The organism is Acidovorax sp. BL-A-41-H1, from assembly GCF_051942715.1.
In genome coordinates this window covers 1-13,111 of record NZ_JBPVJQ010000008.1, presented here as the reverse complement: position 1 = coordinate 13,111, position 13,111 = coordinate 1, and the positions used below count along the sequence as shown (strand labels likewise).

Below are 13,111 nucleotides of genomic sequence, written 5' to 3'. Positions count from 1 at the left end.
GACTGTGCGGCGCTGCCGGGTTTGCATACAGTGGTTGCCTCATTGCAACAAGGAGACACGGCATGCGGCTGGCGGCGACAGGGATGGGGGCGGGCAACTTTGCCCCGATGGGGGACACACGATGAACATCGCCCACCTGCTGCGCCGCAGCGCTCAGCTCTATCCCGACCAGCCCGCCGTGCTGCACGGCGACCAGCTTCTGTTTACCTACCAGGCGCTGGGCGCCCGCACCGCCGCACTGGCCGCCTGCCTGCGCGAGCGCCACGGCGTGCTGCCCGGCGACCGCGTGGCGATCTACGCCGCCAATGCGCCGGGGTATCTGGAGGCGCTGCACGCTGTTCTGTGGGCGGGCGCCGTGTCCGTGCCCGTCAACTACAAGCTGCATGCCAAGGAGCTGGCCTATGTGCTGGCCGACTCGGGCGCACGCGTGGTGCTGGTGTCTGAGGCCTTGTTGGCCGCCGCACACGAGGCCGGTGCCGACCCCGCCCACACGCTGGTGCTGGGCTCCGAGGCCTACCAGGCCGCCGTGTCGCACGCCCCCATGCCCGTGTGCGACCGCGCGCCGGACGACCTAGCCTCGCTGTTCTACACCTCGGGCACCACCGGCCGCCCCAAGGGTGTGATGCAGACCCACCGCAACCTGCTGGCCATGACGGCCTGCTACTTCACCGATGTGGACGACGTGCTGCCTGGCGACGCCATGGTCTACGCCGCGCCCATGTCGCACGGCGCGGGCCTGTACAACTACGCCCAGGTGCTGCGCGGCGGCCGGCATGTGGTGCCGCGGTCGGGCGGGTTCGAGCCTGCCGAGTTGGTGCAGTTGGCTGCCTGCGTGGGCCAGCTCACCCTGTTTGCCGCGCCCACCATGGTGCACCGCCTGATGGACCATGTGCGTGCCACGGGCGCCGATGTGAGCGGCTTCAAGACCATCGTCTACGGCGGTGGCCCCATGTACGCCGACGACTTGCGCAACGCCCTGGCGGTGATGGGCAACCGCTTTGTACAAATCTACGGCCAGGGCGAAAGCCCCATGACCATCACCGCCCTGCAGCGCGCCCAGCTGGCCGACCGCAACCACCCCCGCTGGGCCGAGCGCATGGTGTCCGTCGGCGTGGCGCAGTCGCTGGTGGAAGTCCGTGTGGTCGATGCCACAGGCCAGCCCCTGCCCCCGGGCGAAACCGGCGAGGTGGTGGTGCGCGGCGATACCGTGATGCCGGGCTACTGGAACAACCCCGAAGCCACGGCGCAGACGCTGCGCGATGGCTGGCTCTGCACCGGCGACATGGGCGTGCTGGATGCCGATGGTTTCCTCACGCTCAAGGACCGGTCCAAGGACGTGATCATCTCCGGCGGCAGCAACATCTACCCGCGCGAGGTGGAAGAGGTGCTGCTGCTCCACCCCCAGGTGCGCGAGGTGGCCGTGGTGGGGCAGCGGGATGTGGAATGGGGCGAGGTGCTGGTGGCCTACCTGGTCGCGGGGGAGGGCGGGGCGGTGGCCGATGTGGTGCTGGATGCCCTGTGCACGGATCACATTGCGCGGTTCAAGCGGCCTAAGGAGTACCGATGGGTAGCGGCGCTGCCGAAGAACAGTTATGGGAAGGTGTTGAAGACGGAGCTGCGGGGGATGGGGGCTAACGTCTAGCACTAGAGTCGCTTGAAGGCTGAAGGCTGGAAATCACCCATTCGCTGGATGAGCTAGCGCTCATCTACTAGGCTCGCCCCATAAAGTGCCATTCCATAAGTGAAAAGATGTTCTTTGTCATCTTTCCTTGCCGCGTGCACTCTCTCTAGAACGTCCCTGACATCTTGTCGCACCCGCTTTGCGAATTCATCAGTTTGCACCAGCTTTTCCCAATCCGTGAGCACTTCTTCGTTGAGTGCGGTCTGATAGTTTTCTGTAGTTCGGATGAGTGGTTTGATGTTGATCTCGCCTGACCGACCGTGAGCAATGGTATTTCTGAGGTTCAACAGCTTGTGAACTGTTTGCAATGGGCGCGCACCGTGACCCTCGGGAAAGGAAACGTTTAGCTTTTCAGAGAGCAACTCAAGCTTTGCCATCGGTGGCAGCCTGTCAAGTTCCTCCCAGCACTCGAAGGTTACGTCACCAGCATGATTGAGATAGGCCTCAAAGGCGAACGCGGTTAGCACGGCGCTAGAAAGGAATTGCCACTTAGAAACTTCTGGCCGTTCTATCCCGACGTTAAGCACACATTCTGATGCGTGCCACAACTCGGCATACGTATGTACAGTCCTCTGCTTGGTGACAACAACTGTGCGTGGTTTTGATGCTTCCACTGGTCTTTAACGCCATGCGTTCTACAGAGTTCGAACAGACAAACTATAGCTTTGGCTGGTCAAGTTTGGGACTGTGTGCGCATGTCGTGACTGCATGGTGGTTCGGTACGCCAATTGCTCTCTGAGCCGAAATCTCCCATTCGCTGAGAAAGTAGACTCGCCACCCCTACGGTTAACCCACCCCGCCTACCATCCCCTCTTTGTCCGCAGGAACCCCTCCCATGCCCACCACACTCAAAATCGATTTCGTCTCCGATGTCTCCTGCCCATGGTGCATCATCGGCCTCAAGGCGCTGGAGCAGGCGGCGGACCGGCTGCAGGGTGAGGTCGCGCTGGACCTGCATTTCCAGCCGTTCGAGTTGAACCCGCAGATGGCGCCCGAGGGCCAGGACATTGGTGAGCACCTGCAAGAAAAATACGGCGCCACGCCCGAGCAGAGCCAGAAGAACCGCGAGGCCATCGCGGCGCGCGGCGCGGCGCTGGGGTTTACCTTCAGCATGGACAAGCGCAGCCGCATCTACAACACCTTCGATGCGCACCGATTGCTGCACTGGGCCGAAGAAAAGGGCGTGCAGCCCGCGCTGAAGAAGGCGCTGTTCAAGGCGTATTTCACCGACGGGCAGGACCCGAGCAACCACGAGGTGCTGGTGCGGGTGGCGGGCGAGGTGGGGCTGGATGTGGCCGAAGCGCGTGCGCTGCTGGCCTCAGACCGCTACGCCGACGAGGTGCGCGAGCGCGAGCAGTTCTATCTGCAAAACGGCATCCATTCGGTGCCCGCCATCATCATCAACGAGCGCCACCTGATCCAGGGTGGGCAGCCGGTAGAGGTGTTTGAGCAGGCGCTGCGGCAAATTGCGGCGCAGGGATGATGCTATATGTTTGATAGCTTATTGGGCATGATGGACGCGCGGTAGGGGTTATTTTTAGCCGTAAAAAAGGGGCCGATGGCCCCTTTTTTGATGGCGAGTCCTGCCCCCGCCCCGCGTTGCCTTACTTGCGCAGCGGGATGGCCGTGGCGCGGTCCACCGGCACGGCGGTCACGCTGTTTTGTGGCGAGCCGTCGATGAGCTTTTCGGAGTAGGTCAGGTAGACCAGCGTGTTGCGCGGCGCGTCCACCATGCGCACGATGCGCAGGCGCTTGAAGAGGATGGACATGCGTTCGCTGAACACTTCTTCCTGCTGCTTGAGCGGCGCAGGAACGTGGATGGGGCCGACCTGTCGGCAGGCGATCGATGCCTCGGCGCGGTCTTCGGCCAGGCCCAGCGTGCCCTTGATGCCACCCACGCGGGCGCGCGAGACGTAGCAGGTCACACCCTGCACGGCAGGGTCGTCGTAGGCCTCGACGATGATGTCGTGGTCGCGGCCGATCCACTGGAAGGCGGTGTCCACCGTGCCGATTTTTTCGCCGGACGCTGCTTGTGCCGTGCCAGTCACACCCACCCAGGCGGCGCCAGCGGCCAGGGCCAGCAGCGCCGAGGTGACGGCTTGCTTGAGGGTTGTCACGCGGAGGCCCCGGCTTCGGTGCAGCGCTGGGCTAGATGGGCCAGGGCTTCTTCGACCTGGTCCACCAGCACCAGGCACAGGTCGCCGGGCTGCAGGCGGGCCAGCGCGGTGTCGATGGCGATGAATTCGCCACGGATTTCTTCGATGTGTTTGGTGCGCGATGCGCCGGCCAGGCCTTCGCGCAGCAGGGCCATCACCTCGCCGTCGGCACGGCCGCGCTGGGCGGCGTCCTGGTACAGGATCACGTCGTCAAACGCGGCGCCCAGGATCACGGTCTGGTCGCGGATGTCTTCGTCGCGGCGGTCGCCCGCGCCGCTGATCACCACGCTGCGGCGGTTGCCGGGCAGGGCGTCCACGGCCTGCACCAGGGCGCGCATGGCGTCGGGGTTGTGGCCGTAGTCGGCGATCACGGTGGCGCCCCGGTAGTCCATGATGTTGAAGCGGCCGGGTGCGTTGTCGCTGTCGTTCACAAAGCCCGACAGGCCCCGGCGGATGGTCTGCCAGGGCATGCCCACGCCCCAGGCGGCGGCCACGGCAGCCATGACGTTCTCGACCTGGAAGCCGATCTTGCCGTTGCGGGTGATGGGCACGTCGCGCAGGTGGATGGTCTCGCGCCACGAACCTTCCGAGGCCACGATGGAGTCGCCATCCACGTACACCGTGCGGTGCCCTTGGGCGCGGTGCGTGACCATCACGGGGTGGTGGCGGTCGCTCGCAAAGTAGATCACCTTGCCGGGGCAGGCCGAGGCCATGGCGGCCACGATGGGGTCGGCGGCGTTGAGCACGGCGTAGCCCGTGGGGGCCACGTTCTGCACGATCACGCGCTTGAGCACGGCCAGATCTTCCACCGTGGTGATGTAGTTCAGGCCCAGGTGGTCGCCTGCGCCGATGTTGGTGACCACAGCCACCTGGCAGCGGTCAAAACCCAGGCCCTCGCGCAGGATGCCGCCCCGCGCGGTCTCGAACACGGCGGCGTCCACCTCGGGGTGCAGCAGCACGTTGCGGGCGCTCTTGGGGCCGCTGCAGTCGCCGCTGTCGATCTGGCGGCCGTTCACGTACACGCCATCGGTGTTGGTCATGCCCACACGCAGGCCCTGGGCGGTGAACAGGTGCGCCATCAGGCGGGCGGTGGTGGTCTTGCCGTTGGTGCCAGTCACGGCCACGGTGGGGATGCGGCCGTCGTCGCCATGGGCAAAGAGCTTGTCCACCATGGCCGCGCCCACGTTGCGGGGCTTGCCATAGCTGGGCGCGAGGTGCATGCGCAGGCCGGGGGCGGCGTTCACTTCGACAAAGCCGCCGCCTTGTTCTTCGAGCGGGCGCAGCACGGTCTCGGCCACCATGTCCACGCCGCAGATGTGCAGGCCCACCATCTGGGCAGCCGCCACGGCACGGGCGGCGACCTCGGGGTGCACGTCGTCGGTCACGTCGGTGGCGGTGCCGCCGGTGGACAGGTTGGCGTTGTTGCGCAGGATGACGCGCTGGCCTTTCTCGGGCACCGAGTCGGGCGTGAGGCCTTGCATTGCCAGGCGGGCCACGGCGATGTCATCAAGGCGGATCTTGGTGAGCGAGGTGGCGTGGCCTTCGCCACGGCGGGGGTCCTGGTTGACCACCTCCACCAGCTGGCGCACGGTGTGTTCGCCGTCGCCCAGCACCTGGGGCGGCTCGCGGCGTGCAGCAGCCACCAGCTGGTCGCCCACCACCAGCAGGCGGAAATCGTGGCCGGGCAAGAAGCGCTCGACCATCACGGTGCCGTAGTCGGCGGCGTTCTTGTAGGCCTCTTCGAGCTGGGCGCGGTCGGTGATGTTGACGGTGACACCCTTGCCCTGGTTGCCGTCTTGCGGCTTGACCACCACGGGCAGGCCGACCTTGAGGGCGACTTCCCAGGCTTCGTCCACGCTCTCGACGGGCTTGCCCAGGGGCACGGGCACACCGGCGGCGTGCAGCAGGCGCTTGGTCAGGTCCTTGTCCTGGCCGATGGATTCGGCCACGGCGCTGGTCGAATCGACCTCGGCGGCCTGGATGCGGCGCTGCTTGGAGCCCCAGCCAAACTGCACCATGCTGCCGCGCGTGAGGCGGCGGTAGGGGATGCCCCGGGCCACGGCGGCTTCGACGATGGAGCCGGTGCTGGGGCCCAGGCGCTCGTCTTCGTCCAGCTCGCGCAGCTCGGCGATCACGGCGTTGGCATCAAAGCTGCCATTGCCCAGCGCGGCTTCGATGAGCTGCTGCGCGTATTCAAACGCCTTGCGGCCCACGGCCTCTTCGCTGTATTCGACGACCACCTGGTACACCCCCACATCGCTGGTGGCGGTGGTGCGCGCAAAAGTCACCGGGCAGCCTGCCTGGGCCTGCAGGGCAAGCGCAGCGGTTTGCAGCACATGGGCCAGCGAGACATCGCCGCCGCCGGTTTCGGGGTGCAGCGCGCCAATGGCGGGGAACAGGGCGCGCAGGCGGGCTTCAAACCCGGCCATCTGGCCCACGGCACGCTCGGTTTCCGAACAGGCCACCACGGCTTCGATGGCCATGTGGCGGCTCCAGAGGTTGGGGCCACGCAGGGCCCGGGTGCGGGATACATCCATGGGGTTTCTTTCAGTAGTCGTCGGGGCTCGCGGGCCGCGTTCCAGTCGAATGCGTGTGTGGCTGTGTCAATGGGGCTGTGGGGCTATCAAGCTTTCAGGCAGGCAGCTCGGGCTCGAAGGTCTTGATGCCCGCGCCGATCAGGTCGGGGGCAATGTCCAGCGCCCAGGCGGTACCCACGGCGGCCAGCAAGGCCTCGGTGTCGGGCACCACGGCGTTGCGGCCGAAGGTGAGGTCCGACAGGGCCCCCAGCACATGCTCGGCACTGCCGGTGGCCAGCACCACGCGGCCGTTTTTCACGAAGACGGCGCGGCCGTTGTCCTTGGCGCGGTGGTCCACGATGGCGGGCAGCGTGCCGTCCTGTGCATACAGCACCACGTCGCCGTCGGACAGCGGGGCCAGGTCGGCCACCTGGGCGATGGCGGCATTGAGCACGGCAGCGCCTTCGGCCAGCACCACGTCCACCTGGGTGCGCATCACCTTGGTCATCTGGTCCTGCTCGTGCACGTCAAACTCGGCCAGCGTTTCCACGCCGTCCATGTCGGTCACCACGCCCACCTGGCAGCGGTCGTAGGCCAAGCCGTCGCGCAGGATGGTGCGCGCGTCGCTTTCGATCACGGCGGCCTGCACCATCTTGTTCATCAGCAGGCGGTGGGCGGCCTCCCAGTGGGCGCAGTCGGTGGCTTCCACGCGGCGGCGGTCCAGGAACAGGCCGTCGCGGCAGGCCAGGCCCGTGTGGTGGCCGCTCAGGTGCAGCAGCCAGGCCACCACACGCGAGATGGTGGCGGTGTTGCGGGTGCCCGCCACGCCCACCAGGGGGATGCGGCCAACGGGGCCTTCATCGTCACCTTCGGAGGGGAACAGGTGCTCGGCAATCGCCTGGCCCACGGGGCGGGGCGCGCCCACGGCGGGCTTGAGGTGCATCAGCAGGCCGGGGCCGGCATTCACTTCCACAATTGCGCCGCCCTGGGTGTGCAGTGGCTTGGAGATGTCGCGCGCCACCATGTCGATGCCCGCGATGTCCAGGCCCACGACCTTGGCGGCCAGCTGTGCGATGTAGGCCACCTCGGGGTGCACGTCGTCTGTGCAATCCACGGCCACGTTGCCGTTGCGCTGCACCACCACCTGGCGGCCTGCTGCGGGCACAGAGTCGGCGGCCAGGTCCTGGCGCTTGAGCTCGAGCTGCACCTTGGTGTCGGTGGCCAGGTCGATGATCTCCAGCGGGTACTCTTCCTCGTAGCCCCGGCGGGGGTCGGAGTTGAGCTGGCTGTCGATGAGTTCCTTGACGGTGTTGCGGCCATTGCCGGTAATGCTGACCACCTCGCCGCGTGCAGCGGCCACCACCTTGCCGCCCACCACCAGGATGCGGTGCTCGTCGCCGGGGATGAAGCGCTCGACCATGACGTCGCTGCCCTCGGGGTAGGCCACGTGGTAGGCGGCCTCGATGTCTTCCTTCTTGCGCAAATCCAGCGTCACGCCCCGGCCGTGGTTGCCGTCGGACGGCTTGACCACCACGGGCAGGCCGATGTCCTGCGCGGCTTCCCAGGCCTCTTCGGGGCTGTTGACCACCTGGCCTTCGGGGATGGGCACGCCGCAGGATTGGAGCAGGCTCTTGGTCAGGTCCTTGTCGCTGGCAATGCCTTCGGCGATGGCGCTGGTGAACTCGGTCTCGGCCGTCCAGATGCGGCGCTGGCTGGCGCCGTAGCCCAGCTGCACCAGGTTGCCGTCGTTCAGGCGGATGTGGGGGATGCCCCGGTCGGTGGCGGCGGTGACGATGCAGGCGGTGCTGGGGCCAAGGTACTGGTCGTCCACCTCGGTGCGCACGCGGGCCACGGCGGCGGCCACGTCAAAAGGCTGGTCGTTGATGGCCGCCATGATCAGCGCATGGCCTTGGGCCAGTGCCACGCGGGCTACGCTTTCGTCGCGGGCGCGGAACACCATGCGGTACACGCCGCGCTGGCTGGTACTGCGCGTCTGGCCAAAGCCGGTGGGCATGCCCGCCAGGTTGAGCAGCTCGATCACGATGTGCTCCAGCACATGGCCGCACCAGGTGCCCTCTTGCAGGCGCTGCAGGAAGCCGCCGCGCTCGCCCACGCCGCAGTGGTGTTCGATCAGCGCGGGCAGCCAGGCCGTGAGGCGGTCATTGAAGCCGGGGATGGTGTTGGAGGGATAGTCCTCCAGCTCGCCCAGGTCCAGCCAAACTTCCAGGACCGGCCGGTAGGTCCAGATATTGGGGCCCCGCAGGTAGTTGATGCGAAGCAGTTGGATGTCGTTGAGTTTCGCCATGGATTGCAGCGGGTGTGTTTCCGGCCTTGTGAGGGCTTTGCGTGGAAAAAGGGGACGAAGGGGGACTTTGTTGGACGATGATTGTGCGCCAGCCCGGGGCCTGTTCGCAGTGTCAGCCAAATGGCTGCCGCAGACGTTACAGGAGGATGCCGTCGCACCGTGGCGTGCAGTATCGGTGAGAATTCCCGCTTTCGCGAGTTCGGCCACCGCAGGCTGCCGGTGGCGGAAAAACCAACCAAAAATGCAACATCACCATTCTGTGGACGCCTCGGGTGTCTTTTCTGGCCCCGTGGGGGGCGAATTGCGGGCCATGCTCGCTTCCAAAGAGAACGTGCTGGCTGCGTTACAGGTTGACCTGAGTACCGCGCTGCGGTTTGCGACAGGTTGGGTGGTGGTGACGTCCGAGCGTCTGCTGGCCTGCGAGCCCGGCACCACGACCTGGCGCAGCTGGCCGCTGGGTGACGGCCTGGCCCTGCGCCTGCACGACCATGGCGGTGTGGGTTCCCTGGAGCTGCACAGCCCCCAGGCCCGGCTGGCGCTGTGGCGCTTTACGCTGGCGCACCACGCCCAGGCATTGCGCCTGGTGCAGCGTTTCGAACAGCAGATGGCCCTGGGCGCAGGCAACACGGCCGCCGAAGACGACGAGCCCGCCTGCCCCACCTGCCACACGCCCCTGCCGCCCGACACCGACGAATGCCCGGCCTGCGCCCGGGCCCAGCCCCCGCAAACGTCCACCTGGGTGCTGCTGCGTCTGTGGCGTTTTGCCCGGCCCTACCGCAAGCAGCTGGCCGCCGGGTTTGCGCTCACACTGGCGTCCACCGCCGCCACGCTGGTGCCGCCGTACCTCACCATCCCGCTGATGGACGACATCCTGATCCCGTTCCAGAACGGCAAGCAGATCGACCCCATGCTGGTGCTGCTGTACCTGGGCGGGCTGCTGCTGTCGGCCCTGCTGGCCTGGGGCCTCTCCTGGGCGCGCACTTATATATTGGCGCTGGTGTCCGAGCGCATCGGTGCCGACCTGCGCACCACGACTTACGAGCACCTGCTGCGCCTGTCGTTGGACTACTTTGGCGGCAAGCGCACCGGCGACCTCATGGCCCGGATTGGTTCCGAGACAGACCGCATCAACGTGTTCCTGTCGCTGCATGCGCTCGACTTCGTCACCGACGTGCTGATGATCGTGATGACGGCGACCATCCTGTTCTCGATCAACCCGTGGCTGGCGCTCGTCACGCTGGTGCCGCTGCCCTTCATTGGCTGGATGATCCACACTGTGCGCGACCGCCTGCGCACCGGGTTTGAAAAGATCGACCGCGTGTGGTCCGAGGTGACCAATGTGCTGGCCGACACCATCCCCGGCATCCGCGTGGTGAAGGCCTTTGCGCAAGAGAAGCGCGAGGCCCAGCGCTTCCGTGACGCCAACCAGCACAACCTGGAAGTCAACGACAAGCTCAACAAGACCTGGAGCCTGTTCACCCCCACGGTGTCGCTGTTGACCGAAATCGGGCTGCTGGTGGTCTGGGCGTTCGGCATCTGGCTGGTGTCACGCAACCAGATCACGGTGGGGGTGCTCACCGCCTTCATCGCCTACATCGGGCGGTTCTATGGGCGGCTCGATTCGATGAGCCGCATCGTCTCGGTCACGCAAAAGGCGGCCGCAGGTGCCAAGCGCATTTTTGACATCCTGGACCACGTGAGCAACGTGCCCGACCCTGCCCAGCCCGTCAAGGTGGACAAGGTGCAGGGTGCCATCAGCATGCAGGGTGTGGGCTTTCGCTATGGCAGCCGTGCCGTCATCAAGGCGCTGGATCTGGATATCCGCCCCGGCGAGATGATCGGCCTGGTGGGCCACAGCGGCTCGGGCAAGAGCACGCTGGTCAACCTGATCAGCCGCTTTTATGACGTGAGCGACGGTTCCATCCAGGTGGATGGCATCGACATCCGCCGCTTTGCCGTGGCCGACTACCGCCGCCACATCGGCTTGGTGCTGCAGGAGCCCTTCCTGTTCTTCGGCACCATTGCCGAGAACATCGCCTACGGCAAGCCCGAAGCGACGCGCGAGGAGATTGTGGCCGCCGCCCGCGCTGCGCATGCACACGAATTCATCCTGCGCTTGCCGCATGGCTACGACTCGCTGGTGGGCGAGCGCGGCCAGGGCCTGTCGGGAGGCGAGCGCCAGCGCATCAGCATTGCGCGCGCACTGCTGATCGATCCGCGCATTCTGATCCTGGACGAAGCCACCTCGGCCGTGGACACCGAGACCGAGAAGGAAATCCAGAAGGCGCTCGATAACCTGGTGCAAGGCCGCACCACGATTGCCATTGCCCACCGCCTGTCCACCCTGCGCAAAGCCGACCGCCTGGTGGTGATGGACCGGGGCGAGGTGGTGGAAGTGGGTCCCCACGACGAACTTATGGAAAAGCAGGGCGCCTACTGGCGGCTCTACGAAGCCCAGGCGCGCCGCGCCGAAGAAGACGCCCAGGCGGCCGGGGTCATCATCGACAGCAGCCTGCTGCACCCTGCCCACCCTGCGGGCAATCCCTGAAAAGTTGTGAGCGAGCTTGCCATGAACGCACCCCTGAACCCGTCGTCTACGCCTGCCTTCCAGTTGGCGCGCAACCCCCATGGCCGCCTGGTTCTGACGCTGCCCGACGGCTCGGAGCATGAAGGCGTCACCCCCGTGCGGGCTTTCCCCATCGCCGCGCCTGGCGAGGGGCTGTCGCTGGTGGGCGCGGATGGCCATGAGTTGTTGTGGATTCCGCAGGTGGACCGGGTGGCGGGCCCGGCCCGGCAGCTCATCGACGAGGAGCTGGCGGTGCGCGAGTTTGTACCCACTATCGAAAAAATCATTGCAGTGTCGAGTTTCTCAACGCCCAGCACCTGGCAGGTGGAGACCGACCGGGGCCCGGCCAGCCTGGTGCTCAAGGCCGAAGAAGACATTCGCCGTCTGGGTGGGCGCACCCGGCTGCTGATCGCCGGGGGCGACGGCATGCAGTTCCGCGTCAAGGACACCACCGCGCTGGACCGGCACTCGCGCAAGCTGCTGGAACGCTTTCTCTGACCGGCTCGGGGCCCTGCAGCCCCAGCTGAGGCCCCTCTTTATCTCTTTTTCGTTGCGCGGAAAGCCTCCGGACGCCTTCGGCCGCCCCTTGGCGCATGGCCAACACGCACAAAAACCACAGGCTGGCCTGGTGGTTGTGATCGCCGGTGCGCTCAATCTGTGTTTTCTGCCCACATCAGGCTGGTGCATGGCTTGAACTCTTGCTGAAATCTAGGTGAAAACCCTTGTTTTGGTTCAATCGGTGAAAAAGACCTAAATTTCCCCTTCTTTTTGCCGTTATGAATTACGAAGACGGCGGAAAACCCTCTGCACGCCAAGACACATTCATTCACCATCGGGGCCACTGCCATGCAAATGCCACCTGTCGATCGATCGCCGAGTTGGCGTCCTCAGGGCGCTGATTTGTATTCCACTGGCGCCTCCGGCGCGCCGCCGGTGCGGCCTATCAATGCGCCCAACCCGGTGGAATCCATGGACCGCCTGGGCGAGGGCGCCGTCGTGCGTGAGCCCGACAAGCCTTCTGCCCCGGACACCGCCAACCGGGACTGGACCGAGGTCAAGAAAAAGGAAACGGTAGAAGAACCCCCCGAGCCGCCCAAGGAGCCCATCTACAAGCAGCTGCTGGAACTCATCCAGTCGATGTGGCGGGCCAGCGGCACGGCGGTGGAGGTGGCGCAGGACATCAACAAGATGACCCTGCAGGAGCGCATGGCCCAGCAGGTCAAGAACGAGCCGCTCACCTATTCAGACCCCAAGGTCAAGCGCACCGGTGGGTTGTAGTTTGCTATATAAATAATAGCTATCAAGGCTTGATGGACGCGCGGTAGCGGTCAAATTTTCTTGTATTTTTCACGCCACGGCATCACGGCCGGGGCGATGAGGCGGCAGCTGCCGCCTGGGCGGCGGCACGTTGCTGGTCTCGCTGCTCCCGGTATTTGGCGGCAAAGACCCGCACTTCCTCGTACGACACATAACCGTCCTTGTCGGTGTCTGCGTCATCGAACGCGGCGGCCAGCCGGGGAAACAGTTGCACCTCGGTGCGGCTCAGCTTGCCGTCTCCGTTGAAATCCAGCATCTTGAAGTCGCGCTGCGCTTTGGCTTCGCCCTTGGTGGGGGCGGGCGGGGTGGTGTCGGCGTCAGGCGTTTGGGCCAGCGCCGCGTGGCAGGCGATGACCCAGAGGGCGGCCATGCTGGCCCGTAGGAAGTTGGTACGCAAAAAGGCTCCTTTGGGTGCCTGGGATGCCGGTGGCAGCCCGGACCTGGACAGACCACAAACCGGGCGGTCAGTTCCCTGCAGCCTGCAGCGGCACCATGTTCGAGATACCGCTGCTGACGTGCCCAGCCGGCACATGGCGCGCGGCCGAGGTCACATGGCCCGTCTGGTCGTCG

The 13,111-nt window shown here is 65.8% G+C and carries 10 protein-coding genes and 1 pseudogene; 5 read left to right on the top strand and 6 right to left on the bottom strand.

The window, feature by feature from the left end; genetic code table 11:
- The first annotated feature begins 121 nt into the window (after positions 1-121).
- Entirely contained in the window at positions 122-1,642 is a 1,521-nt protein-coding gene (locus tag ACTPOI_RS22280) for an AMP-binding protein (RefSeq protein WP_440112930.1), read from the top strand.
- Between the two features lie 53 nt (positions 1,643-1,695).
- Here the strand turns inward: ACTPOI_RS22280 and ACTPOI_RS22275 are convergent, their stop codons facing one another.
- Positions 1,696-2,058, bottom strand: a complete 363-nt coding sequence (locus ACTPOI_RS22275; protein WP_440112928.1) for a hypothetical protein — start codon at positions 2,056-2,058, stop codon at positions 1,696-1,698.
- 458 nt (positions 2,059-2,516) lie between these two features.
- Here ACTPOI_RS22275 and ACTPOI_RS22270 point away from each other — a divergent pair, with 458 nt between their 5' ends.
- A complete protein-coding gene (locus tag ACTPOI_RS22270; protein WP_440112925.1) occupies positions 2,517-3,164 on the top strand; it encodes a DsbA family oxidoreductase in 648 nt (215 codons plus the stop codon).
- 121 nt (positions 3,165-3,285) lie between these two features.
- On the opposite strand, the gene ACTPOI_RS22265 is transcribed toward ACTPOI_RS22270, so the two are convergent.
- From ACTPOI_RS22265 to ACTPOI_RS22255, 3 genes are all read right to left on the bottom strand, one after another.
- Positions 3,286-3,765 carry a CreA family protein gene (locus ACTPOI_RS22265; protein WP_440113196.1) on the bottom strand — a complete coding sequence of 160 codons (480 nt, stop codon included), beginning with the start codon at positions 3,763-3,765 and terminating at the stop codon, positions 3,286-3,288.
- Between the two features lie 29 nt (positions 3,766-3,794).
- Positions 3,795-6,374 (bottom strand): cyanophycin synthetase, encoded by a 2,580-nt coding sequence (cphA, locus tag ACTPOI_RS22260; protein ID WP_440112922.1) that lies wholly within the window; start codon positions 6,372-6,374, stop codon positions 3,795-3,797.
- Between the two features lie 94 nt (positions 6,375-6,468).
- Positions 6,469-8,658 carry a cyanophycin synthetase gene (locus ACTPOI_RS22255; protein ID WP_094291532.1) on the bottom strand — a complete coding sequence of 730 codons (2,190 nt, stop codon included), beginning with the start codon at positions 8,656-8,658 and terminating at the stop codon, positions 6,469-6,471.
- Positions 8,659-8,899: 241 nt separating this feature from the next.
- Here ACTPOI_RS22255 and ACTPOI_RS22250 point away from each other — a divergent pair, with 241 nt between their 5' ends.
- The 3 genes from ACTPOI_RS22250 (at position 8,900) to ACTPOI_RS22240 (ending at position 12,502) form a co-directional block, all read left to right on the top strand.
- Positions 8,900-11,206: a cyanophycin metabolism-associated ABC transporter gene (locus ACTPOI_RS22250; protein ID WP_440112918.1), complete on the top strand. Its 2,307-nt coding sequence runs from the start codon at positions 8,900-8,902 to the stop codon at positions 11,204-11,206.
- 21 nt (positions 11,207-11,227) lie between these two features.
- On the top strand, positions 11,228-11,722 hold the full coding sequence (locus ACTPOI_RS22245) for a cyanophycin metabolism-associated DUF1854 family protein (protein WP_440112915.1): 495 nt from the start codon (positions 11,228-11,230) through the stop codon (positions 11,720-11,722).
- A gap of 348 nt (positions 11,723-12,070) precedes the next feature.
- The gene (locus ACTPOI_RS22240; RefSeq protein ID WP_063459004.1) at positions 12,071-12,502 is read left to right on the top strand and encodes a hypothetical protein; all 432 of its coding nucleotides are present in this window, start codon (positions 12,071-12,073) and stop codon (positions 12,500-12,502) included.
- Between the two features lie 82 nt (positions 12,503-12,584).
- On the opposite strand, the gene ACTPOI_RS22235 is transcribed toward ACTPOI_RS22240, so the two are convergent.
- Positions 12,585-12,938 (bottom strand): EF-hand domain-containing protein, encoded by a 354-nt coding sequence (locus ACTPOI_RS22235; RefSeq protein WP_440112911.1) that lies wholly within the window; start codon positions 12,936-12,938, stop codon positions 12,585-12,587.
- A gap of 67 nt (positions 12,939-13,005) precedes the next feature.
- A pseudogene (locus ACTPOI_RS22230) lies at positions 13,006-13,111 on the bottom strand (5'-nucleotidase); the annotation flags it as partial.